The sequence below is a fragment of the Deferrivibrio sp. genome (assembly GCF_055117995.1).
This window is the reverse complement of the sequence record NZ_JBSQOT010000012.1, coordinates 28,513-53,022: the sequence shown is the minus strand read 5'-3', so window position 1 is coordinate 53,022 and position 24,510 is coordinate 28,513. Positions and strand designations below refer to the sequence as shown.

The 24,510-nt window shown below is 35.5% G+C and carries 20 protein-coding genes; 6 read left to right on the top strand and 14 right to left on the bottom strand.

The annotated features are described in order from the left end of the window. Positions 1–188: 188 nt before the first annotated feature. The gene (locus tag ACTCAF_RS05195; RefSeq protein ID WP_463062226.1) at positions 189–608 is read left to right on the top strand and encodes a hypothetical protein; all 420 of its coding nucleotides are present in this window, start codon (positions 189–191) and stop codon (positions 606–608) included. An 80-nt stretch (positions 609–688) separates the two neighbouring features. Here the strand turns inward: ACTCAF_RS05195 and dmpI are convergent, their stop codons facing one another. From dmpI to ACTCAF_RS05160, 7 genes are all read right to left on the bottom strand, one after another. Then, positions 689–883 carry a 4-oxalocrotonate tautomerase DmpI gene (gene dmpI, locus ACTCAF_RS05190; RefSeq protein WP_242820924.1) on the bottom strand — a complete coding sequence of 65 codons (195 nt, stop codon included), beginning with the start codon at positions 881–883 and terminating at the stop codon, positions 689–691. A gap of 21 nt (positions 884–904) precedes the next feature. Beyond that, complete coding sequence (locus tag ACTCAF_RS05185) at positions 905–4,132, bottom strand: SpoIIE family protein phosphatase (protein ID WP_242820925.1); 3,228 nt, start codon at positions 4,130–4,132, stop codon at positions 905–907. Beyond that, on the bottom strand, positions 4,125–4,319 hold the full coding sequence (locus tag ACTCAF_RS05180; RefSeq protein ID WP_463062225.1) for a hypothetical protein: 195 nt from the start codon (positions 4,317–4,319) through the stop codon (positions 4,125–4,127). The genes ACTCAF_RS05185 and ACTCAF_RS05180 overlap by 8 nt, the downstream gene beginning before the upstream one ends. A 114-nt stretch (positions 4,320–4,433) precedes the next feature. Next, complete coding sequence (gene hypD, locus ACTCAF_RS05175; RefSeq protein ID WP_463062229.1) at positions 4,434–6,797, bottom strand: trans-4-hydroxy-L-proline dehydratase; 2,364 nt, start codon at positions 6,795–6,797, stop codon at positions 4,434–4,436. Positions 6,798–6,834: 37 nt separating this feature from the next. Beyond that, entirely contained in the window at positions 6,835–7,725 is an 891-nt protein-coding gene (locus tag ACTCAF_RS05170; RefSeq protein WP_463062224.1) for a glycyl-radical enzyme activating protein, read from the bottom strand. Further along, positions 7,722–8,381 carry a GntR family transcriptional regulator gene (locus ACTCAF_RS05165; RefSeq protein ID WP_463062223.1) on the bottom strand — a complete coding sequence of 220 codons (660 nt, stop codon included), beginning with the start codon at positions 8,379–8,381 and terminating at the stop codon, positions 7,722–7,724. The genes ACTCAF_RS05170 and ACTCAF_RS05165 overlap by 4 nt, the downstream gene beginning before the upstream one ends. A gap of 79 nt (positions 8,382–8,460) precedes the next feature. After that, complete coding sequence (locus ACTCAF_RS05160; RefSeq protein ID WP_463062222.1) at positions 8,461–9,069, bottom strand: YkgJ family cysteine cluster protein; 609 nt, start codon at positions 9,067–9,069, stop codon at positions 8,461–8,463. 101 nt (positions 9,070–9,170) lie between these two features. On the opposite strand from ACTCAF_RS05160, the gene ACTCAF_RS05155 reads away from it, so the two are divergent. Genes ACTCAF_RS05155 through ispG form a run of 3 tightly spaced genes read left to right on the top strand, consistent with a single transcriptional unit; the run spans position 9,171 to position 12,060 of the window. Further along, positions 9,171–9,647 (top strand): metallophosphoesterase family protein, encoded by a 477-nt coding sequence (locus ACTCAF_RS05155; protein WP_463062221.1) that lies wholly within the window; start codon positions 9,171–9,173, stop codon positions 9,645–9,647. A 7-nt stretch (positions 9,648–9,654) separates the two neighbouring features. Further along, positions 9,655–10,998, top strand: coding sequence for an NAD(P)/FAD-dependent oxidoreductase (locus ACTCAF_RS05150; protein ID WP_463062220.1), 1,344 nt, complete (start codon positions 9,655–9,657; stop codon positions 10,996–10,998). Between the two features lie 3 nt (positions 10,999–11,001). Then, complete coding sequence (gene ispG / locus ACTCAF_RS05145) at positions 11,002–12,060, top strand: flavodoxin-dependent (E)-4-hydroxy-3-methylbut-2-enyl-diphosphate synthase (RefSeq protein WP_463062228.1); 1,059 nt, start codon at positions 11,002–11,004, stop codon at positions 12,058–12,060. A 57-nt stretch (positions 12,061–12,117) separates the two neighbouring features. Here the strand turns inward: ispG and ACTCAF_RS05140 are convergent, their stop codons facing one another. From ACTCAF_RS05140 to ACTCAF_RS05110, 7 genes are all read right to left on the bottom strand, one after another. After that, entirely contained in the window at positions 12,118–14,337 is a 2,220-nt protein-coding gene (locus ACTCAF_RS05140) for a molybdopterin-dependent oxidoreductase (RefSeq protein ID WP_463062219.1), read from the bottom strand. Positions 14,338–14,352: 15 nt separating this feature from the next. Next, positions 14,353–16,293, bottom strand: a complete 1,941-nt coding sequence (locus tag ACTCAF_RS05135; protein WP_463062218.1) for an FAD-dependent oxidoreductase — start codon at positions 16,291–16,293, stop codon at positions 14,353–14,355. Positions 16,294–16,446: 153 nt separating this feature from the next. Continuing rightward, positions 16,447–17,760, bottom strand: coding sequence for a TIGR04283 family arsenosugar biosynthesis glycosyltransferase (locus ACTCAF_RS05130; RefSeq protein WP_463062217.1), 1,314 nt, complete (start codon positions 17,758–17,760; stop codon positions 16,447–16,449). Further along, positions 17,736–19,256: a mercuric reductase gene (locus ACTCAF_RS05125; RefSeq protein WP_463062216.1), complete on the bottom strand. Its 1,521-nt coding sequence runs from the start codon at positions 19,254–19,256 to the stop codon at positions 17,736–17,738. Before ACTCAF_RS05125 ends, ACTCAF_RS05130 begins: the two co-directional genes overlap by 25 nt. A gap of 2 nt (positions 19,257–19,258) precedes the next feature. Further along, entirely contained in the window at positions 19,259–19,912 is a 654-nt protein-coding gene (locus ACTCAF_RS05120) for a TVP38/TMEM64 family protein (RefSeq protein WP_463062215.1), read from the bottom strand. Next, complete coding sequence (locus ACTCAF_RS05115; RefSeq protein WP_463062214.1) at positions 19,913–21,937, bottom strand: methyltransferase domain-containing protein; 2,025 nt, start codon at positions 21,935–21,937, stop codon at positions 19,913–19,915. A 23-nt stretch (positions 21,938–21,960) separates the two neighbouring features. Beyond that, positions 21,961–22,683, bottom strand: a complete 723-nt coding sequence (locus tag ACTCAF_RS05110; RefSeq protein WP_463062213.1) for a DUF547 domain-containing protein — start codon at positions 22,681–22,683, stop codon at positions 21,961–21,963. Positions 22,684–22,904: 221 nt separating this feature from the next. Here ACTCAF_RS05110 and ACTCAF_RS05105 point away from each other — a divergent pair, with 221 nt between their 5' ends. Beyond that, positions 22,905–23,330, top strand: a complete 426-nt coding sequence (locus ACTCAF_RS05105) for a Fe-S-containing protein (protein WP_463062212.1) — start codon at positions 22,905–22,907, stop codon at positions 23,328–23,330. A 9-nt stretch (positions 23,331–23,339) separates the two neighbouring features. Continuing rightward, positions 23,340–24,500 (top strand): ABC transporter permease, encoded by a 1,161-nt coding sequence (locus ACTCAF_RS05100; RefSeq protein WP_463062211.1) that lies wholly within the window; start codon positions 23,340–23,342, stop codon positions 24,498–24,500. The last annotated feature ends 10 nt before the right edge of the window (positions 24,501–24,510 follow it).

Below are 24,510 nucleotides of genomic sequence, written 5' to 3'. Positions count from 1 at the left end.
AAAGCTGCTTCTTGGTCTGGTCATGGCTGCCTCCTGATGGATAAACAATAGCAGATTTGGGTAAAAAGGTCAAGAAATAAATGCCTGTCCTTTTATTTTCTTTTATTTTTTCAATATACGTAGATAGTTTTGTCCCTGATTCTGACATTAGAATAAATGGCCTGGTTGGCCACAACTTAATTAATTTATTGAGTGAAAGTGAATTTTTTTGCTTTAAAATTGATAAGTTTTTAACCAACATACTGGTACTTATAATAAACAAGGTAAAAAACAAAAAATATTCTCTCAAAACTATTTTTACAGCTTACGCCAATAACGAATTAAAAATGTTAGAGATAAGGTTTGATTTTATAGAAGACTATATTCTATCATCCATAAGAAATGTTGCAAATATTGAAAATAGAGAAGAATGGGAAAAAAGGCATGATACCGGAGAATTTGTAAAGATATGTGCCTGGTGCAACAAAATTTTTTACAATTCAAAATTTCAATCTCTTGATAAAGTAGTTTACGAAACTGACTTGTTTGAAAGGGGGGTAATTCCTACATTCACCCACGGAATATGTGGGGAATGCAAAAACAAGGTCTTTGGCGAATATCTGAATTAATTATAATTCCGTAACTAAAGTTATGTAAGTCCAACGGACATATTTTAGCCAAAAAGCTTTAAATATGCCCGTTTTTTTGCTTATTTCCTGTTTTTATCAATAATGAGTCTGCCACCTACACTTACATTTTGCGGCTCATTTTCCCTGATAAGAATAATTATTGACTCTTCTGGCATATTAAAATAGCTGGCGGTGGTTTTGGTTATTTCTTTTACAAAATCTCTTTTCTTCTGAATATCTTCCACCTTTGGACCTTCAATTGTAATAATAGGCATTGGACCTCCTTATACAAATTTTTATTTAAATTTTACTTTAAATGCTGTCATGGTAATGTCATCATTTTGGACTTTTGACCCCCTAAAATTTACTACATCATCAAAAATTAGTTTAAAAAGACCATTAAGAGATTCCTCGCGAGAATTTACGAGCGTATCTTTAAGCCTCTTAATACCGTAAAACTCCCTTTTATCGTTTTCAGTTTCAATTATCCCGTCAGTATACATAAATACAACATCATTATCCTTCAAAGTATATGTCATTTCTTTATAGCTTATATCTTCCATAAGACCCAGCAAAGGATCACCAAAAATGAGCTCCTTAATCTCTTTTCCTTGCTGAAAAACAATAGGTGGATGATGACCGGCATTGGAAAAGGTAATTGTCCCGTTGTTGATGTTAACCCGCATATAAATCATTGTAATAATAAACTCAAGCTTTGTGAGGTCTCCATAAATCTCTCTGTTCAGTATTGACATAATTTTTGCTGGCGTAATGTTTTTTTGAAAATTTATTATCGACTTTATTATACTTCTAAGCTCAGTCATAATGAGCGCTGAGGCCACATTATGGCCTGAAACATCTGCAATAACCACATCAAAAACACCTTCTCTTATTTGATAAAAATCATAATAATCACCACCCACAAATTCAGAAGGGTAACATACACCAAGCATCTGGACACCATAAACTTCAGGGTATTTTTCCGGCAATAACGATTTTTGAATTTGCTTGGCAATCTCAAGCTCTTTTGCAACCTCTCTCATCTTGATAATCTCTTCAGTCTGATAGTGATTATTAATCATGTAAGCCATTTGATTGGCGATACTCTGCAAAAGACTTATCATCTCCTTGCTGAATAAATTTTTAAAAAGCTTGCTATAACATGTTATAATTCCATGCACTTCTTCATTTATAATAAGAGGGATATGGGCAAAAGATATAACACCATGTTTTTTTAAATCTATGGAAAATTCATTAAGTTCAATCTGATTTATATCATTGACAGCAAGAGGTATTTTTTGGACGGCAGCTTTTCCGATATATGACCTTTTAGGGTCAATTAACCTGTAACTTGTAAGAAGGCTTGAATTAAGCTCGCCAGCATAAGAATATACTGCCAATACTTCCCCTATTTTTCTTCTCAATATCACAAGGTCAAAATGGAATGTGTCCTTAATTATCTCAAGTGCCTTAAAAAGTTTCGTCTCCAATGTATTTACACTCGAGAAAATTCTCGAAATATCAAGTATTACATTTAGTTCAGAGATTCTTTTCACAAGTGTCTCTTTCGATTCTCCCACTCCATAGGAAAGTAAATCCTTAAATACATCTATTACTTTTGTCTCACCTTTACCCTTTATTTGTGCATAAGATTCAAATATCAATTTGGCAGCTCCTGGCCCTACTGCAGAAGAAAGCATCTCTTCCGCCTTATCCCTCAGCGTGGTCACTTCGGTCATATTTAAGTTTCCCCTGTTTTTATTGATTGTCTGAAGATAAGCTGTAATCTTTTCCTGAGAGGTCTTTTTACCAAAAAAGTTATTCAATATACTTTCAATATCATCAACAGTTAAACCTTCTATTACCGAACGCTTTCTGGCAATATAGCCAAAAGAAAATGAATCCACACAAAGGGAAGCAGTTTCAGATTCGACAACACTTTTTTCGCTCAGAGATGACACAAGCACAATACCTGCAATATTAAAAGCAAGACTCCAGAATAAGCTGTGACTCCAGATATCAAGAGTGTCAAGTCCAAATAGGGCTGTTGGCCGTAAAATTTTAACTCCAAAAAGGCCATTCAGTATTATGTTATAGTCTATCACCCCTGACTTTGCCATGTATGGAACTATAAGTGTATAAAACCAGAATAAAAAACCCAAAGATATCCCCGCCAATGCCCCTTTCTCATTTGCATCCCTCCAAAAAATTCCAAAAATTATGGCCGGAGCAAATTGAGACACAGCAGCAAACGATGTAAGGCCAAGATTTACAAGCGAAAATGAGCTGCCAACTTTTACAAAATAATAGTACCCTACCATTACTACAAAAAGGGTTGCTGCCCTCTTTAGGTGAGGAATAATCATACCCAAATTGATTTTGATAACATACCTTACGATAAATGTAAGAATAAAGTTATTTATAAACATATTGGCAAGACTCACAGAAGTAACGATAATCATTCCTGTGGCTGCTGAAAGTCCGCCAAGATATACGAGAATTGCTAACAGATAATTTCCATTTTCGATAAGAAGTCCCATTGAATAATAATCCGGATTGCCTCCCCCCTCAAACTTAATCAGTCCGGCAAATGCGATGGGTATTACAAAAATGTTTATTACGAAAAGATATAATGGAAACAAATACATAGATTTTATTATGTGCTTTTCATCCGTATTTTCGATAACCGCCATATGAAACTGCCTTGGCAAAAACATTACGGCAAACATACTCATTACAATCAGCGCAAGCCACTCGCTGCTTGAAACATTGCTGCCACCTATTTTGAAAACTGTATCAAGCTTCCCTTTTATAAAAGGGCTTTGAGAGTTAACAACCTGGCTCAAAATATCCCTGAAACCATCGTACATAAAATAGGTTATAAAAATACCCGCAATAAGAAACACAATAAGCTTTATTATCGATTCAAATGCTATTACCCCGACAAGGGAAGGGTGTTTTCTATGGTCGCCAAAATGTCTTGTCCCAAAAAGAGCACCAAATATACCTATAATTATCGATACATAAAAAGCAGTATCCTTAACTAATAATGTCTTGGTCCCAAGGTAGGGGGTATTGTAGGCAATAAGAAAAATTGTTTCATTTATCGCTTTAAGTTGAAGAGAAATATATGGAATTACACCTATTAAACAAAGCAGTGTCACAAGTATTCCAAGTCTTTTGGACTTTCCATATCTAAAACTTATAAAATCCGCCAAGGATGTAATACTGTGATTTTCTGCAATCCTGACAAGTTTTCTTAGAAAAAACCACCAGGTAAATATAATAAGCGTAGGTCCAATGTAAATTGCCAGAAACTCTATCCCATTTGATACGGCTCTCCCAACTGAGCCGTAGTATGTCCATGTTGTGCAGTAGACGGCCAATGTAAGTGAGTATACGTAAGGGTTACAAATATATTTACTATTTTTTATATACAATTTTTCAGAAATATATCCGACTATATATAGTAAAAACAGATACAAAAGAGTAATAAAAAAAACAACCTCAAAATTATTACTCATCATCTATCTTCCTTGAAAATATATATACGACAATTATAGATACAAGCCAGCCTACAAAAAAATAAATATATAAAAGTGGATAGCCAAAAACAAATATTTTTTTATCAAAAATTGAAATAAAAGGATAATTTATAAGTACAAATCCAAGAAAAAAAAGAAAAAGCCAAAATATAACCATTCTGCTCATACAAAAATTATAACACAGGCTTTTTTAAATTTTAAGCTAATTATGTCTATTACAAATTTTATTTGCCTCCCTATGCTTTTAAAAGTATTGACACAATTTTAAACATTTGCTCAATTATACAAATGACTCATGTTCCGTTCTTTCAATTATTTCATTTTTCAATTTGTCGTTAAGATTGCAAAAATAATCGCTGTATCCTGCTACTCTTACTATCAAATCTCTGTAGTTTTCAGGCTTTTCTTTTGCTTTTTTAAGAGTCTTGGCATCTATGACATTAAACTGAATGTGATGCCCATCAAACATAAAATATGTTCTAACAAGCTGTAAAAGGGCATTTAAACCTTTTTCATCCTTAATCAAAGATGGAGTTACCTTCATATTTAAAAGTGTACCGCCTGTCTTTAAGTGATCCATTTTTGAAGCCGATTTTATAACTGCTGTCGGCCCGTTTATATCTGAACCCTGTACAGGGGAAATCCCCTCAGAAAGAGGCTCAAAAGCCTTCCTGCCGTCAAATGTAGCACCAATAACCGAACCAAAATAGACATGAACGGTGGTAGGAAGCATATTTATCCTAAACTGCCCACCTTTATAATTAGGTTTGCCGTCAATATATCCAAAAAACATTTCAAAGACCTTCTTCATTATCTCATCAGCATAAGGTTCATCATTACCGTATTTTTTTGTCTTATTTTTCAATATCAAACGCTCAACTTCATACCCCTCAAAATTGCTCTTTAGTATCTTTAGAACCATATTCTGTGGAATTAATTTCTTTTCAAATACAATTTCTTTCAGGGCTGATAGTGAATCTGTAATAGTGCCAATCCCAACCCCCTGAATATAAGAGCTATTGTATCTTGCCCCTCCAGCATTGTAATCTTTAGCATTTTTAATGCAATCATCTATTAATATTGATAAAAACGGTGCCGGCATCTTTTTAGCATAAATTTCTTCAATAACAAGATTACCTTTTATCTTTATATCCAAGAAATATTTCAATTGTCTCTCAAAAGCTGAAAGTAAATCTTCAAATGATTTAAAATTTTCAAATTGTCCAGTTTCAATACCTATCTTTTCACCCGTTACAGGGTCAAAGCCATTATTGAGAGTAATCTCCAAGACCTTCACCAAATTAAAATATCCTGTAAGGGTATAATTTTCTTTACCAAACGCCCCCGATTCTACACAGCCACTTGTTCCACCTAACCTTGCATCTACAATATTTTTTCCCTGTCTTAAAAGTTCCTGCATCACGGCATCTGCATTAAAAATGGCGGGTTGCCCAAATCCGGTGCGTATAACTTCAAGTGCCCTTTTCAAAAATCTGTCAGGGTTTTTTCTGCTAATATGAACACTTGCATTGGGTTGGACTATCCGCATTTCCTCTACTACATCAAGCAGCAAAAAGCTCAAATCATTTACAGCATCCTGCCCATCTTTATCCACTCCACCAAAATTTATCTGGGCAAAATCTGTATAAGTGCTGCTCTCCTCCGCGGTAACACCTACCTTTGGTGGTGCGGGATGATTGTTAAACTTTACCCAAAAACATTCCAAAAGCTCTTTTATCTCATCTTTGGTAAATCTGCCACTTTCTATATCATTCCTATAAAAAGGGTAAAGATTTAAATCGAGCCTGCCGGGGCTAAAAGCATCCCATCCGTTTAACTCCGTAATTACCCCTAAATGTATAAACCAATAGTGTTGCAAGGCCTCATAAAAATTTCGTGGGGCATTTTCAGGGACATATTCGCAAATCTCAGCAATTTTAAGCAATTCTTGTTTTCTTATCGGGTCTTTTTCTTGAAGCGACATCTCTCGAGCTTTCTTTGCATGTCTTTTTGCATAATTAATGACCCCTTCGCATGCAATTTTCATCCCTGTAAGCTCGTCAAGCTTCTCTTCAAAATAAGGGTCTGAATTGTCTAACGAGTTAATTTTATTTTCTATATCTTTAATAAAATCTTTCAGCCCTTTATCATAAATCTTCCCATCTGCTACAGTATGCCCCGGTGCCCTTTGCTCCATAAACTCAGTAAAGATTCCAGCTTTATAAGCTCTTTTCCATTCTTCACTAACCTTTTCAAAAATCTCTTCTCTAATAGTTTTGCCTTCCCAATAAGGGATTATCTCCTCTTCATAAATTTTAAATGCCTCATCACTTACTTTGTAAGGGAGTTTCTCTCTTGAATTTAAAATTTGTAAATCACCCAAAGAATGTAGAGAAATTTCAGGGTAGCTTGGAGTAGCTTTTGGAAATTCGCCCCTTTCGCCGACAATCAGCTCATCCTCCCCGATATAAATAGCTTTATTTTCTAAAATATATTTTAACGCCATCCCCCTTTTGGTAGCTATGCCAATTTTCTTCCCTTCAACAGATTTATAAAATTCGGTCAAAAGCTTTGCCCTTTCAAAAGAAAATGTTTCAACGGATAAAAGACTGTTTTTTCTTAAAAATCTTACCCTTTCATTCATACCCCTTTCAAAATACCCGCCATTTAAGTTAATAACTTTACATTCTGTTTGCTTCGTCATAATCTACTCCTAAAACTCTTGATTTTTCTCTTTTATAACTATTATCCGGCACTACTATATCATTTAATGAATATTTTTTACCACAAAGCTCATATTTACCCTGCATAATGTTGTGATAAAATACCGGCTCTATTTTTATTTTTCCTTGTAAAGATTTTACAAACTTCTTAATATTTATGAGATTTTCTTCATCTTCATTAATACCTGGAATTATCGGGATTCTGACTATTATATTTGCGCCTGAATTTGACAGCTCTTTCAAATTCTTTAGTATAAGGGTATTATCAACACCCGTTAAAATTTTATGTTTACTGCTGTCAAAGTGTTTTATATCATAAAGAAAAATATCAGTATATTTTGCTGCCTCAAGAATCTTTTCAGTTGCAATAAATCCGCTGGTATCAATTGCTATATTTAAATTTTCTTTTTTTAGCAGCTTTAATGTCTCAATCAAAAAATCAAACTGAAACAATGGCTCGCCACCGCTAAAAGTAACACCCCCATTTAGCCCATAAAAGTGATAATCCTTTACGACAAAATCAAGCACATCTTCGGCTGAATAGTATGAGCCTACACTTTTGATACTATTTCCGGGACAAACTTCTTCACATTTTAGACAAAAATTGCATTCACCCCTTTTGAGAGCTCCATCTACAAATTTTATTGAGTCTGCAGAGCACGATGCAACGCAAAATTTGCAGCTTATACATTTGTCTTTGTAATAAAAAAATTGCCTCTCAAAACTTTGACTTTCCGGATTGTGACACCAAAGACATTTTAATGGACAGCCTTTAAAAAAAATTGTCGTCCTTATCCCCGGTCCATCGTTTATGCTGTATCTTTTTATATCAAAAACAAGCCCTTTCATACATTTTCCGTATAATACTTTAAAATATATTTATGCTGATATTCGTAAGACCAGTGTACTTCCCTTATATAGTCAGCCGCTTCTTTAAATTTTTTATTTTTAAGAAGGATTATCATATTATCGTGCTCCAATACCGAATCAAGCTCCCAATCTTTTACAAACTCTTTTTTTCTTGGAAAATCATAAAGCCTCTCTTTGGATATTTTTAAAATTTTAAGCATATTTTTGTTGTCTGTAAGATTTATATATATGTTGTGAAAATTAATATTATTTTCATAATATCCATTAAAATCGTTGTTATTCAAAGCTTCTTTCATATTAAGATTAAATTGTCTCATCTGTTCTATTTGATTCTCAGTCAGCTTATGTCCATATTTTTGCACTATAAAGCTTTCTGCAGACGCAATAATTTCATAATAATTTTTTATATCTTCAAGCGTTAACGAAGCTACCACTATCCCCTTTCTTGGCATTATTTTTACAAAACCATCCACCTCAAGCTGTAAAAGAGCATCCCGCAAAGGTGTTTTGCTAATGCCAAATTTTTCTGCAAGCAGTTTAATATCAACAGATTCTCCGCTCTTAAGCTCGCCACTGTTTATCATGGATTTCAAATATTCGTACACCTGTTCACGAACAGATAATAGATTTAACATAAAAACACCTTTATGAAATGATATTCTATGATATCTGATATATCAGATATAGTCAATATTTTTTCATCAAAATTCAGGGTTAGTCTTCAATACATTCCATATATTCTTTAAGCCAAACCGTTAACTTTTTACTCTTTGAAAACAAGTTTTCTCTCTCCAAATATTCTGTAAAAGTATTAAAAAGCAAGAGGTACAGCTCCTTGACATACAAATTTGAGATTATCGACAATTTTTCACCAAAACAGGCCGCAGCAATTGACTCCCTACACCTTTCTGCACTCGTGGAAGTAACTGACCTGCATAAAATCGGTCTTACCGGATAGATACTGCAGGCAAAAGTATCCGTCAAAAAAACACACTTTTTTCTTAAAAAAATCCTTTCTTCATCATCAAGCCCTTTAACCATGAAGTAACTTTCTTTAATTTTTTCTTTCAAGCTTCTTCTGCCTGTGTCATCAAAATTACTGTTAATATAGTTAATAATATTTTTTATCTCCGGCTCAAGGGTTGCGATGTTTAAAATACAGCAATGTCCGCACCCTGCCCTGCAATCAATCTCTTTCAGGTTAAATTTTTCATAATTTTTTCTCAAAAAATCATCGCAGAAATTTAGTAGTGCATTTAGCTTGATATCTATTTCACAATCGCCCTTTAAAACACTGTAAAAATACTCTTTAGTAAAGTCCAAATTAACCTCATCCATGTTAAATTATAGCCCGCCCCTGATGTAATTCAAGTCAAATACTGTTTATTCTTGTCAAATTTCTAAAATTAATGCAAATTAAACTTATGAAACTGGTAGTAATATCTGACACACATACAGACAAAATTGAAAAATTGCCTTCAATGCTTATTGAAGATATAAAGAACTCTGATGCAGTTATCCATGCAGGAGACATTGTAGGGTATCCCCTAATCTTGCAATTAATGCAGCTTAATCCCATAATCTATCCTGTTAAAGGTAACACAGACCCTTTTATACCTGAATTGCCAAAAAAGAGGTTGCTAACATTTCAAAATGTAGCAATAGGCGTAGTCCATGGTGACGGCTCACCATTCGGGCTTGAAAACAGGCTTCTCTATGAATTTGACAAAGCCGACATAATTATTTATGGTCACACCCACAAACCATTCTGGGGAAAGTTTGGTGAACAACACCTTTTAAACCCAGGTAGCCCCACAAATAACAGGTGGACTGATAAAAATAGTTATGCTATACTTTCCATTGAAAATGATACTTTCGATGCAAAAATAATTTACATATGAGGTAGAAATGAAAGTTGCAATAATAGGTGCTGGCAGTGCAGGTATGTTTGCTGCCTATGAACTAATGAATAAAAAGGGTGTTGAAGTTGATATATATGAAAAAGGTGCAGATATAAGAACACGGACAAGAAAAGAGATAATGTCCGGATTTGGCGGTGCCGGTGCTTATTCTGATGGCAAATTAACACTAACAACCGAATTTGGCGGCTGGCTTTCCGATTTTATGCCTGAAAGCGAATTGGAAAAGCTTATAGACAGAGCTGATAAGATATGGGTTGATGTCAGCGGTGTAACCGAAATCGATACCAAAGCAAATTATGAAAAAATCAAAGACCTTGAGTACCTTTGCTCAAGACACAGTATGAGACTTTATGCTGCAAAAATAAGACATTTAGGCACTGATAATTGTCTTAAATCTATTTTTAATATTTATGAGAGCTTTGAAAAGTCAAATAATATTAAAATGTATTGCAATACCAATGTAGTAGACTTGATTATTGAAAATAATGAAGCAAAAGGGCTTGTAACGGAAAATGGTGAAAAAAGGTTTTACGATAAAATAATAATTGCTGTTGGCAGGAGCGGAAACCAATGGATGCAAGAGATGGCAATCAAATATAATATAGAATCCGATATTAATCCTGTTGACATAGGGGTAAGGGTCGAAATACCAAAATCGGTTAGCGACACATTTACCGATCAACTTTATGAGTTTAAAATAAAATATTATACATCCGAATTTGAAGATGAGGTAAGGACTTTTTGTGTAAACCCCGGAGGTTTTATTGCCCAGGAAAAAAATCAAAACAATCTGATTACAGTAAATGGACATAGCTATAAAAACAAAAAAAGCGAAAATACCAATTTTGCGCTTCTTGTTTCAACAAAATTTACAGAACCTTTCAGAGAACCTGTAAAATATGGTCAGAATATTGCATATCTGGCAAATATGCTAAGTGGCGGCTCAATAATTGTACAGAGGTTTGGTGATTTGCTTAGAGGAAGACGCTCTACCGAAAGCAGAATCCGTAAGAACTTTGTGGTCCCCACGCTAAAAACTGCAATGCCAGGGGATTTATCATTTGTTTTACCATACAGATATCTTGCAGATATAAAAGAGACTATCTTGCAGCTTGACAAAGTCATGCCAGGTATGGCAGACCCAAATACACTGCTTTACGGTGTAGAGGTAAAATTCTATTCCCTCAGAATAAAAGTTGACAATAAATTAAGATCACTAAACCTAAAAAACATCTATTGTGTGGGTGACGGCGCAGGTATCACAAGAGGGATTATACAGGCGTCAGCTTCAGGGCTTGTGGCAGCAGATGACATATTGAGTTTGATTTAAATGATTAGAAGATACTCTAAGGAAATCAATGTTGGTAATGTCAAAATCGGCGCCAACAACCCGGTTGTTGTCCAGTCGATGACCAACACTGACACAAGAGATATTGAATCTACTGTTCGTCAAATTCAAAATCTTGAGTCTGCCGGTTGCGAAATTGTTCGGGTGGCTATACCGGATAATGATGCCTGTCAGGCTCTCAAGCAAATAAAAAATCAAATAAAAATTCCCCTTATTGCAGATATTCACTTTGATTATAAACTTGCAATAGAATCCATCAAAAACGGAGCTGACTGTATAAGGATTAATCCTGGCAATATCGGAGGGTTTGAAAAACTTAAAAAGGTCGTTGATGTTGCCCGTGATTTTGGAGTTTCAATCAGGATTGGTGTAAACTCCGGCTCACTGGAAAAAGATTTGCTTAAAAATTACGGTGTATCGAGCAACGCCATAGTTATGTCTGCGCTACGATGCGTGGAATTTTTAGAAAACATAAATTTCACCAACTTCAAAGTTTCCCTCAAGGCAAGCAATGTCCCTTTAACTATTGAATCTTACAGAAAATTTTCCAGACTTACAAATTACCCCCTTCACATAGGTGTAACAGAGGCTGGAACAATATTCTCAGGCACTATTAAATCTGCAGTTGGTATTGGGACGCTACTTTCTGAAGGAATTGGTGATACTTTGAGAGTAAGTCTTACTGGAGACCCGGTCAAAGAGGTTGAAGTCGCATTTGAAATATTAAAATCTCTCGAGCTTAGAAAAGCAGGCCCTGAATTTATTTCATGCCCTACCTGCGGAAGAACTGAAATTGACCTTGAAAATCTTGCATTGCAGGTTGAAGAAAGCCTTAAATTTGTAAAAAAAGATGTAACCATTGCAGTAATGGGTTGCCCGGTAAATGGTCCAGGTGAGGCCAGAGAGGCAGATTATGGAATTGCCGGTGGTAGAGGTGTAGGCCTGATTTTCAAAAAAGGGAAAATCATAAAAAAAGTTGATAACGAACACATCCTGGAAGAATTTTTAAAAGTACTTAAAGAAGATAACATCTTGACTGATTAAATGAATATAAAAACAAAAAAGCCCCTTCATAAGGGGCTTTTAATTTACATATAAAACTCAAGCATTTTTAGGTATTAAAACCACTCCTTTTGCAACACCGGTATTCAGAGTACATTTACCATCATAGCAGGCATCCTCACCACTTATTACATCCCCTTTAACATCAAAATAATATTTCCTGTAAGCCTCACCATCTTTCTTTTCCAGGGCAGCTTTTTTCGTAAGGTTTCCGTTATGGTATCTTTCATTGACAATGACTTCTACCGTACCTTTTGGAAATTCTTTATAAACATATTCAGTATTGGAATAAGACCAATCAACCACTTTATAAAGATAGCCATCTATTTCGCTATACTTTATTTCAGGAAAGCCATACTTACCGGACAACAGTCCATTAAATATCTCCTCATTATTGTCAGGAAGTTCAAACCCTTTTATCTTAGCAAGTCTGCTCATTATATAAGATACAGGATATGTTTGCCCCGGTGCATCAATTATCTTTTCAGACCTGATTAGTCTATTGTCCATTGTCACAAAGGTACTTTCCTGCTCCAGATAACCTGTTGCAGGGAAGAATATATCGGCATTTCTTGAAAAGTTATCTGTAAACATTCCAATACTAACGATAAGCTCAAGATTAAAGGCATTTTTTTGAATGGATTTGTATCCTTTGCCGACATTAAGAGTATCAAAACCTACCACGATAAGTGCCTTTATTTTTCCACTTTCAAGCTCTTTAATAAAACTATCTGCAGTGTACTCGTTACCTATAATATTAAGCAATGAGATGTAATTTGCCTTATCGCACGTATTAATGAAATTATACAGTTTTTCTCTGCCTCCTGCATAATCAAGAAAAGCAAATACAGACTTCAATTGTTTTTCAGCCTGCATATATTCATTTCCAACAACAAAAGAAATCTTCTTGGCATCTTTTATATATTCTCTGATATCGCTATAAACTCTTTCAGAACTATTTTTAATTTTTTCAAATACTCCCGCAAAATCTCCATAATCAGCCTTCAATGCTGCATCAGCCATATATTCATACTCCGGCTCTCTCAGAGTAATTGTGACAAGCTTGCCATCATTTCTAACTGCTGCATTCATAATATCCCACTTTACACCGAGAGATTCGGTCTTTAAATCCGCCCCAATAACAAAAGTAAGTTCTGAATCCCTTAAATTTGGCAACTTGCCAATATTATTATAAGTTGAAAACTTTTTGAAATATTCATTGTAATATTTTTCATATTCAATAGCTACGTCACTGACAACTTTACCGCCCGCAATTTTATCAGCAAGATACTTGACAGCAGCAATATCTTCACAGGAAAGACTGCCCCCCACAAGAAATGCTACAGAGCCTTCACCATAATACTCTTTAATTTTGTCGACCTTCTCAATCACATTCTTTATAGAATCATCAAAATCAACAGTTTCAAACTCGTTGTTGCCTTTTTTAAGAGTCGTAGTTACCCTTTCAGGATTATCTGTATATTTAAACGCATACCTTCCGAGTGAGCACACAAACCCGCCATCTGCTGAGGTAGCCCTGTAAATTTCACCATCATATAATCCATATTCTATTTTGCACCCCACAGGGCACATTGTACAAACACTCTGTTTTCTTTGCAAATCCCACGCTCTGACACTGTGTTTATAAGGCTTGTCAAGGAGAGCGCCAACAGGGCAATAATCGACGCAAATCCCACAGAAGTCACAAGAGAGATTTGCGCCGTTTTTTGTGTTTATAATATTTTCAAAACCCCGCTCCTGTATTTCAAGAGCACTGCACCCTGCCACCTCATGGCAGAGTTTTACACATCTTTCACAAAGAACACAAAGATTTGCATCATGTATAATCATATCCCAGTCAAATTTTGGCTTTGCAGGTTTTTCAGTTTTAAAAGTTTCTTCCTTTATGCCAAATGAATAGGCTGTATCCTGAAGCATACATTCCCCGGCCTTGTCACAAACAGGACAATCAAGCGGGTGCTTCATCAAAACAAGTTCCATCATTTTCTTTCTGTTTTTAACAACCTTTTCCGTATCGGTTTTTACCTTCATCCCGTCAATAGCATATGTAACACAGGCAGCAACTGGTTTTGCAACCCCTTCTATTTCAATAAGACATAGCCTGCATGCCCCTGTAGGAGTGATATGTTCCAGATAACACATTACAGGGATATCAATCTCATTTCTTCTTGCAACATCTAAAATCGTTTCCCCTTCTTTAAAATCGTAAAGTTTATCGTTAATATATATCTGCCCCATATCTATACCCCGAAATTAATTTTCTAAACCAACCATTGCCATTCTAACACACCGTAAACAACGGGTCGCCTCAAGATAAGCCTGCTGTTCCGTAAATGGCTTTTCTATCTCTTCAAAATGTTTAACCCTCTCTTCCGGTGGAAGCTTTGCCTGATGTACCCTGTGAATAGTATGTGGCTCACATACAACTTCATTTTTATCAAACACTTTGTTTTTGTAAAGAGTAAGCTCAAGCTTTTCCTGGTCAGTAAGGTAAACATCCCCTTCCATCATATACCTGTCCATCATAATTGCAGCCCATCTTCCGGCACCGATTGCCTTAACAACCGTATTTGGACCCCATTCGCAGTCACCTGCCGAAAACACGCCCGGCACATCTGTCATATACAAATCTTCCTTGACACTTATAGTATTCCATTTTGTAACTTTAATACCATCTTCTTCTTTAAGGAAGCTCAAATCAGGATATTGACCTATTGCAGGAATTACAGTATCACATTCAATAATAAAATTTGACCCCGGAACTGGCTCAGGTTTTCTTCTGCCAGATTCATCCGGCTCCCCAAGCTGCATTTTCACACACTCAAGCCCTACCACCTTGCCATCCTTTGCAATAACCTTTACCGGATTTATCAAAAAGTGAAACTTTACCCCTTCCTCTTCTGCATCCGCAACCTCATAATCTTCGGCTGGCATTTCAGCACGTGAACGACGGTAAACAAGATTTACATCTTTTGAGCCAAGCCTCAAGGCCGTCCTCACACAGTCTATGGCAGTATTACCACCCCCAACCACCACAACTCTGTTTCCTATTTTTACCTCTTCACCAAGAGAAAATCTTTGAAGAAAATCAATACCACTTTCCAATACACCTTCATACCCCTCATTTTCACCCTCAACACCCATCTCCCGGCTTTTAAAAGCACCAATTGCTATGAGAACAGAATCATAATCTTTTTTGAGGTCATCAAGAAAAATATCTCTTCCAAGTTTTGTGTTGTACTGGATTTCCACTCCGAGGGATTGAATAATTTCAACCTCTCTTCTAAGAAGAAGTCTGGGCTGTCTGTAATCAGGAATACCTACAGCCACCATACCACCTGGCTCAGGCAGCATTTCATAGATTTTTACCTTATGCCCGAGCTGAGCAAGGTAATAAGCCGCCGTAAGCCCTGCAGGGCCTGCTCCAACAATAGCAACCTTTTTATCTGTAGCTTCTCTATATACTGGGATTTCAGGCTTTTTATGATGATAATATTCATAATCCCATGGAGTCCTTTTTAAAACCATAATACTTACAGGCTCATCAACAAGCCCTCTTCTGCAGTTAGCCTCGCATGGGTGAGGACAAACCCTTCCACAAACTCCCGGCAAGGGCATAGTAGTCCTGATTATTGCAAGAGCTTCCAAGTATCTTGCATCTTTTATAGCTTCTATAAATTCGGGAATTTTCACATTTGCAGGACACCCTGCAGTACAAGGAGCTGTGAGATGCTTAACATACTGAATCTCTTTTGTATTATCAGTGTTAATTTTTGCATCCTTGAAATGTTCAATATATTTCATTACCGGAATAACGGCTGTCGGCGCTACCGTACACTTTGCAGATTCATTTATGGACACAGCCATATCATAAACATCTTCAAAACTTGCTTCCTGGCTATTTTTTATTATTTTTTCAAGCCCCTCTGCAACAAGTCTTGTCCCCATCCTGCCGGGGAAACATCTTCCGCAGCAACCAAAATCGCTTATTCTGTACATGTAGTTTACAAGCGCCTGCAAGACATCAGTTTTTTCATCAAAAACAAGAAAACCATCCCAATTTACAAATACATCAAGCTTTTTACCATTAAAGTTTTCATCAATTTTAATAGGAGCATCAGTCCATTCCTCTCTGGGCTTACCTCTGTTATCTATTACCTTATTTTTAAAAACACCAAAGAAAACTTTAGCCATATATCACTCCGTCAAGACAGACTTTTTATTTTTCAAATATATCCAAAAACAAATTTTGCAAACAACAGTATCGGCACAGAAAAACGGTATACTGTATACAATCGGTATAACATAAAAATATAACAATGTCTATATTTTTATTGGCACACCCACTTAAAACATTTTTCTATTTTTAAAAGAAAAGAGAGGGTTTAAACCTTTTATATACGATTTTCTTATAAAATTCAAATCGTAGCCAATTTTTGAAGCAATAAGTACACATTGATTCAAATATACAACCTTCAATGCTCCGTATTTTTGCCACCTTCTACCAGAAGTTTTGACAACAGAATTGCAGCAACTTATTTTGCCATATTTTTTTACATTTTTAACAAACAACACATCTTCAAGTATGGGAACATCTGGGAATTTCCCTGACATAAAAAAATCTTCTCTCTTTATAAAAAAACCCTGATCACCATAAGGTTTTTTCAATATTTTTGCCCTGAAATTTGTCCCCAATTCTATTAACCATCTGCCACGAAAATCTTCTTTTATCCCAAAAATAAAGTGTCCAAAAATCACATCTTTACCCTTCAGTGTATTTCTTACTGCAACGTCCCAGTTTTCAGGCAGATAAGAATCCGCATGCAAAAAAAACAATATATCTCCGGTAGAATTTTCAGCGCCTTTATTCATTTGAAAAGCTCTTTGAGCTTTTTCACATCTGACTATCTTAACATTGTATTTTTCTGCTATTTCCAAGCTTCTGTCACTGCTTCCTCCATCAGCCACTATTATTTCAACATTGAAGGCTTCGAGTATCTCATTTATAATCCTATCGAGGTTTGTCTCTTCATTTAAAACCGGAATAATTACCGATATTCTAAGGGGTATATCCTCAAATTCATCCACATCTGCCAATTTTGGAAGCAAAATATATTGTTTCAACCTTGAAATTGTCTCAGATAATACTTTACTGCTCCCCCATGATATACCAGTAAATATATCTTCCTTCATTTCCGAAAGACCAATAAGATAATATCCGCCATCTTTAGCAGGACCAATCACACAACGACTATTTTCAAGATACTCAAATGCCATCGCAATTGTATCTGCCCTTAAGTCAGGACAATCACTTCCAACTGCAACTATTTTTTTGTAGCCATTATTAAACCCATCCTCAAATGCATTTTTCAACCTCTCACCCAGACTACCCTCTGACTGTTTTTTATAAACCAAGTCTTCACCTAACCAGCATTTCATTTTACTTAAATCTGCACCCGTATATCTAATCTCAAATGAAATATTTAGCTTTCTGGCTTGCTTCACAACAAACTCTGTCATTAGCTTTTGAAGATTTGCCGCATTAAAGGGACCAATAGAAGGAATTAATCTTGTTTTTGAAAATCCAGGCTCTGGAAATTTTGTAAAAATTATCAATAAATTGTCTCGATGAGGTTTCATCTTCTGTTTAATCTGAGCCACCATTTCAAAATATTTGCAACCCTTGGTGTGAGCCTGCTTTTATTGTAAAGTCCTGCTACACGTTTTATAGCCTCACTTCTTGTAGGATATGGATGCACAACTTGAGAAAATTTTGACAGCCCAATCCCATTTGCAATGGCAAATGTAACTTCATTAATCATTTCACCGGCCTGAGATGCTACAATTGTCGCCCCCAATATCTTGTCTGTCCCTTTTTTCACCATAATTTTCACAAAGCCTTCTGTCTCCCCTTCTGTTATCGCCCTATCGTTCTCATCCATATCAAATTTAAAATACTCTACATCAATCTCTTTGGCAGCTGCTTCCTCTTCATATATTCCCACATGGGCAACTTCAGGGTCGGTATAAGTACACCACGGCATAACAACCTTGCTAAGTTTTTTTCTACCCATAAAAAGTGCATTTTGAACAACAATCTGAGCAGCTGCATCTGCTGCATGAGTAAATTTCCATTTCATGCAGCAATCCCCGGCGGCATATATATTCTTATTTGTGGTTTGCAAGTAGTCGGTTACAAGAATCCCCCGCTTTATATCATACTTAACATTTGCACTTTCAAGACCTATATTCTCGACATTGGGCTTTCTTCCTACTGATATCAGTATTTCATCCACTTCCAGCTCAATCATCTTAGAATCACTGACAAGAAAAATCCCCTTCTTACCGCCACCTAAATTACTAAAGTTAGCTATTCTTGAATTTTCAAAAATCTCTATCCCTTCTCTTTTAAAGACATTTTTGATAATCTCTAAAGCCTCGTTATCTTCCCTTGGCAAAAGTCTCGAGTTTTGAATAATAAAAACAGTTGAACCAAGCCTTGCAAATGCCTGTGCAAGCTCACATCCAATAGGGCCGCCCCCAACAATGGCAAGTTTTTCAGGCAACTTTTCAAGATTAAATACATTTTCGTTGGTAAGAAACTCTATATCTTTAATGCCAGGTATGTCAGGCACAAATGCCTTTGCACCTGTTGCAATCACAGCTTTCTTAAACAAAAGTCTATTACCAGCAACCTGAAGGCAATTTTCTGATATAAAACGCCCTTCTCCTAAAAAGACATCAACGCCAAGCTCCCTGTATCTTCTAACTGAATCATTTTTACTAATTTCAGCCCTTATCTTGCGCAACCGCTCCATTACATTAACAAAATTTTCTCTATCTGGCTGAGTTTTTTCAAAACCGTAGATTCCTGCATTTTTTAACATATGAGCAGCTTTAGCTGATGCAATCAAAGACTTGGAAGGGACACAGCCAACATTCAGACAATCGCCGCCCATCAAATCTTTTTCCACAAGAGCCACTTTCCCGCCCAATGAGGCAGTTATTATCGCACTTATAAGCCCCGCAGTACCAGCACCCAAAACAACAAGATTATAAATTGGCTCAGGTTCAGGATTCACCCAGTCTTTTGGATGAACATTGCTCAAAAGTTTTTCATTATAAATATCTTTTGGTGATAGATTAAGGCTGCTCATATTTATTCCTTGATTTTACTCTTTGCTTTTTTGACAAGCAAAAATAGGATTGCAAATATCAGTAATACCACAGCTACAAGCACCCAGGGGATTTTACCTTCCCTGATTGCAGTAGTTACAGCATCCGTCCCAACTACATAAAGGACTGTCCCGGGCAGCATACATATAAAAGACCAAAAGACGTACGTCATAAAAGGTACTTTTGTAAGTCCGAAACCATAGTTAAGGAGATTAAAAGGGAAAAGCGGAACAAGCCTTGTAATAGCTACAATTATTGCTCCATTTTTCTCAGTCATATCATCTAATTTTTTAAACTTTTCACTTTTTGACAAAAGTGATACTACAAAATCCCTTGCAAAATATCTTGAAATCAGAAAGCACAGCGATGCGCCAATGGTTGCTCCAAATATAACCGTCACAACCCCTACAATCGAGCCAAAAATCGCTCCTGCCATTATGGTCAGTGCCGAACCGGGGATTGCCGTTACAGTAGCCAGTGCATAAACCCCCATAAAAATAATGGGACCCCAGGCTCCTTTTGAGGCTACCCACTCTCTAAAATCACCAAACTTTTCTGAAAGCCCATAATATTTACCGGCAAAAACAAGCAATAAAATAATCAGTGTGGCAAGCAGTAGCTTTAGATATTTTTTCATTTAACAACCACAGGCATTTTTCGGTTCATCATTATTTTGTTTATCATCACCACAATCAAATAGCCCATAATGAGTGGAGCGATCACCAAAAACTTTAAAATGTTTGGAGTATCTTGTCTGAGACAACATTGACGCAGTGTTGCCGCAAACAAGCATCGGTTTCCCCTTTTCAAATATGTGGTGATCATCCAACATAAAAAAATTTGGCTCCTGAGGTATTGTGCCAAGGTAAATAGCAACCTGACCGTAGTCTTCACATCTATCTTCCAAATCTTCTATCTTGAATACCCTAACAGTCCTGGAATAAAGTTTTGCCATCCCAACTTTTTGTTTTATTTCAGGATTATTTATTTCTATCTCTCTTGAAGAAACAATTCTTACATCAGGATATCCAAGTTTAGAAACAGCTCTTCTAAAGTCCTCAATATAAAATGCTCCGGCGATACATTCACCTATCAACACCGGGTCTGTTTTCAATTCATCAGGGATTCTTCTTGACGCAAACACGTCGGAAAAATAAAGCTCACCGCCTGGCTTTAATACCCTAAAAATTTCCTTCAATAATTTTGACTTATCAAATGAGAGATTTACCACACAATTTGATATCACCACATCGACGGAATTGTCCTCTATGCCCAACTTGTCAAGCTCTTCTATATACCCTTTTTTAAATTCTATGTTTGGACTTTTAAAACCAAATTTTTCGGTCATTAAATCAATATATTTTTTAGCTACATCAAGCTGTTCATCTGTCATATCAACGCCAATTACTTTCCCGTTTTCGCCAACAAGCCTGGAAAGGATGTAGGCATCTCTTCCCGTGCCACACCCAAGGTCAATCACCGTGCAACCCTCTACTGCCAGAGGAATCGGAGAGCCACACCCATAAAATTTATCCAAAATCTCCTCTTCAATATCCAAAAGTATACTTTTTACATAGTCAGGAACCGACTCGGTAGAGCAACAAGCTGATGTTTTTAAATCATATTTTGTCTTTAAAACCTTACCATAGTACTCTTTTATATCATCTTTATTCACAGCTGCTTCTTTCGTAATCATACCTTCCTCTCTTTGCTTTTTGGCTATTTTACTGCTTAATTGACTACATGACACCCCATCAGAATAGCATATAAAACATCTATGATGCTTAAGAGATACTTTTGCCTGCATTGCCTCTTTAAGTGTGCTGCCCAAATCATATTGTTCGTCATCATCTACCAAAGTGCATGCATAGACACTTACTTTACCATCTTTTTTTAAAACCATTTTGCTGTAACTACACATTAAATTTTCTATCTCTTCATCACTTTTGGTGGAATAAAGCTGGGCTTTTGTTATTTCAGGTACTTTTACTGCAGCACCTGGGCGCTTTAAATCTACAAAAGATACTATTTCCATTGTTTCAAGTAGTCCTGACTGATTAAAAAGTTTTGCAAAATTTTCATTTATATTTGAAATAGATTCATTTACAGAAGCTTGGCTGGCAACTGATACATCAAAACCCATTTCATATATTTTTTTTAACAATTCAAGAGAAAGCTTAAATTTACCTTTACCTCTATTTTTATCGTGAACAGTTTCATCATAAGAATCAAGACTTACTCTAAAAGTAAGCTTGTTAGGTTTGTTGGCAAAAGATTTAATCTTGTCTAAATTTTTAAGTAGTGGCTCTGTAGCATTTGTCAAAACCAGACAATCTTTAAAATTAAGCGCATAGTCAAGTATTTTAATAAACTCTTTATTTACAAAAGGTTCACCACCTGTAAAGGAAAACCTTTCTACACCTATCTCCAACGCTTCTTCTATAAAAGGTTTAATATCAGAAAGTGTCAGCTGCTCTATCCTGTTGTTGTTGGGTGATGAGCCTTCAAAGCAAAATGGGCATCTCAAATTACAAATTGTTCCCGTGTGAAACCAGAGCTCTTTTAACTTAGTTGGCGTTACGTATGCCCTCATCTCCCCATTTTCAGTAAAATTCCAGCTATAGTCTTTTAAGCGATGTTTCTCATTTAAAATTTCCTGCATCTTACCTCCAAAACAAACCGTACTTATTTTTCATTTAAGCTCCAGTCATACTTTATCCATTTTTTATTAAAATTTTTTATATCTATTAAAGAATATTTTTTAATAAAATCATCTATCGAGCTAAAATCTTCATCATACCATTTAAATATAGAGGACAGAAAAACAGTATTTTTTTGGTAATCCACCACCATCCCATAGTTTGACTGTAAATATTCTTGTACTTGCTCATTAAGCTGTGCATCAAGCTTCTTCCCTGTATAGGCTTCGAAGCGAAGCGGGGGACACCCTTTTGCAGCACATACCAGCGCAAAATGAATTCGTGGTTCATTAAACTGCTTACGGATAATATCGTGCTCAAGATTATCAAGAGAAATTTTATTACCAAACAGTTTGACAACCTTTTTATCCCAGGGACCGCTGAAAATATTACCAATATCTTTTATCGATTTTACAGGGTAATTATCAATGATTAGCTGTAAAGTTGCTGCATTGTAAAGATTAATTAAGAAAGAAAGTTTTGTGTTAGTGTCCCATGAATTATATTCACTTTCTTTCACATATGACAAAGATAACAAATAGTCATCAAACTGTTTTCTATTTTGTAACAAAGATTTGTAGTCAACTAATCCATTTGACACGTATGTCTTTAAAACATTATCGAATTTTTTATGAATATCAGCAGTAAAAGAAAAGCTTAGTTGTGAAAAAACAAAAAAAAGAAATACTGTTTTTATAATTATTCTCATTTAACAATTATAATTCATATTAATCATTTTACAATGCTATTTTCACATCTAATTCTTTAAACATCCCAAAAAAGAGCTTCATAATGTAGAATATTCTACACAAATTATAGAGAATATTCTACATACTTTTAATTTATATGGTTAACAAATACTATTTATCAAATATTTACAAATATGGCAAAAGAATTGCTCAGTTATTCAAAAAATTTGTGAGGTGTAATATGAAAAAGTTACTTTTTAGCTTTATTACATTAATTTTCTTAGTTGGCTGCCAGAGTGGCAAATATGAAAAAGTAAAAGCGGAAAATGGAATCGTTAAAATACCCGTTTCCAAAGTAAGTGACGGTAATATTCACTACTATGAATATGATAACAATGGCAAACCTGTTAAATTTTTTGTATTGCAAAGCAATGACGGGACCATAAGAGCAGCTTTTGATGCTTGCGACGTATGCTATCCGGAAAAAAAAGGGTATCGTCAGGAAAGTGATTTTGTAATTTGTAATAATTGCGGGCAAAGATTTCACGAATCAAAGATAAATGTGCAAAAAGGTGGTTGCAATCCAGCACCATTAAACAGAAGTGTAAATGGTAGCTTTCTTGAAATACAAGTTGCCGACATTAAAAAAGGCTCATTCTATTTTTAGGGTAAAAATATGAATATTTTTACGATTCCGTTTAAAAACCTGAAGGTAAAGTTTTTTAAAACAGCTATTTTAATATTCGTATTTGCAATAGGCATTACTTCTTCTGTCGCACTTAACAAAGTCTCTTCCACAGTTTCAGAAGCTCTGGAAGAAAAGATGAACAAGTTTGGTGCAAACATACTTGTGTACCCGAAAACGGATGAGATAAATATTTCTTACGGCGGGGTACAGCTTGGAAATTTGTCTTACGAGGTTAAATACCTTCCTGAAACTGATGTTGTAGAAAAAATAAGAAACATTGAGTTTAATAAAAACATAAGTGCTGTAGCTCCAAAACTAGTAAAAGCAGCTAAATTAGAAGATAAATTGGTAGGCGTAGTTGGTATCGTCCCACAAGAAGAGATAAAAATAAAAAGCTACTGGAATATTTCAGGAAAAATGATTGAAAGGGGAGATGAAGTAATTATAGGTTCAAATATTGCCAAAAAACTTAATAAAAATATGGGTGATAAAATACAGCTTTATGGCAGCAATTTTACAATCTCAGGTGTAATTGAAAGTACCGGTTCTGAAGAGGATAATCTTATTTTTGCTAACCTGCACCAATTGCAAAACCTCACAGGTGAAACCAATAAAATTAATTTTGTCGAAGTGTCAGCACTTTGTGCAGGGTGTCCTATTGAAGACATAGTCAATCAAATTAAAGTCGCCATTCCAGATTCAGAAATCAATGCCGTCCAGAAACTGGTAAAACAAAGAATGTCAGCCGTACACTTTGTAGAAAAACTCGCTGCTATTTTAAGTGGAGTAATTATTTTTATTGCATGCTTTATGCTTGCTATATTTATGCTCTCTTCCGTTACAGAAAGGAAAAAAGAGATCGGCATATTAAGAGCGGTGGGATATTCCAAGTCAAATATATTTATAATTTTTATTACCGAGGCTCTCTTAATAGGTATAATGTCAGGTCTGGTTGGTTATACAAGCGGATATTTTTTAAGTTTCAAAATACTTGATATTCTGCACATTGAAGCTGGAAAAATAACATTCAGTTTCCTGGAAAGTGTCCTGGTTGTTATTGCTGTTGGCTTAATTGCCATAATCTCATCAAGTCTACCAGCAGCAAAAGCAGCAAAAATAACTCCGTCTGAAGCACTTATTGCATTATAAAAGAGGTATA

Excerpts from the sequence above, each read along its gene's own strand:
- ACTCAF_RS05115 (WP_463062214.1), bottom strand. The coding sequence starts at position 21,937 with ATGCAGGAAATTTTAAATGAGAAACATCGCTTAAAAGACTATAGCTGG.
- ACTCAF_RS05105 (WP_463062212.1), top strand. The coding sequence starts at position 22,905 with ATGAAAAAGTTACTTTTTAGCTTTATTACATTAATTTTCTTAGTTGGC.
- ACTCAF_RS05180 (WP_463062225.1), bottom strand. The coding sequence starts at position 4,319 with ATGAGCAGAATGGTTATATTTTGGCTTTTTCTTTTTTTTCTTGGATTT.
- ACTCAF_RS05155 (WP_463062221.1), top strand. The coding sequence starts at position 9,171 with ATGAAACTGGTAGTAATATCTGACACACATACAGACAAAATTGAAAAA.
- ACTCAF_RS05100 (WP_463062211.1), top strand. The coding sequence starts at position 23,340 with ATGAATATTTTTACGATTCCGTTTAAAAACCTGAAGGTAAAGTTTTTT.
- ACTCAF_RS05120 (WP_463062215.1), bottom strand. The coding sequence starts at position 19,912 with ATGAAAAAATATCTAAAGCTACTGCTTGCCACACTGATTATTTTATTG.
- ACTCAF_RS05150 (WP_463062220.1), top strand. The coding sequence starts at position 9,655 with ATGAAAGTTGCAATAATAGGTGCTGGCAGTGCAGGTATGTTTGCTGCC.
- ACTCAF_RS05135 (WP_463062218.1), bottom strand. The coding sequence starts at position 16,293 with ATGGCTAAAGTTTTCTTTGGTGTTTTTAAAAATAAGGTAATAGATAAC.
- dmpI (WP_242820924.1), bottom strand. The coding sequence starts at position 883 with ATGCCTATTATTACAATTGAAGGTCCAAAGGTGGAAGATATTCAGAAG.
- ACTCAF_RS05170 (WP_463062224.1), bottom strand. The coding sequence starts at position 7,725 with ATGAAAGGGCTTGTTTTTGATATAAAAAGATACAGCATAAACGATGGA.
- ACTCAF_RS05110 (WP_463062213.1), bottom strand. The coding sequence starts at position 22,683 with ATGAGAATAATTATAAAAACAGTATTTCTTTTTTTTGTTTTTTCACAA.
- ACTCAF_RS05185 (WP_242820925.1), bottom strand. The coding sequence starts at position 4,132 with ATGAGTAATAATTTTGAGGTTGTTTTTTTTATTACTCTTTTGTATCTG.
- ACTCAF_RS05165 (WP_463062223.1), bottom strand. The coding sequence starts at position 8,381 with ATGTTAAATCTATTATCTGTTCGTGAACAGGTGTACGAATATTTGAAA.
- ACTCAF_RS05140 (WP_463062219.1), bottom strand. The coding sequence starts at position 14,337 with ATGGGGCAGATATATATTAACGATAAACTTTACGATTTTAAAGAAGGG.
- ACTCAF_RS05125 (WP_463062216.1), bottom strand. The coding sequence starts at position 19,256 with ATGAGCAGCCTTAATCTATCACCAAAAGATATTTATAATGAAAAACTT.
- hypD (WP_463062229.1), bottom strand. The coding sequence starts at position 6,797 with ATGAATGAAAGGGTAAGATTTTTAAGAAAAAACAGTCTTTTATCCGTT.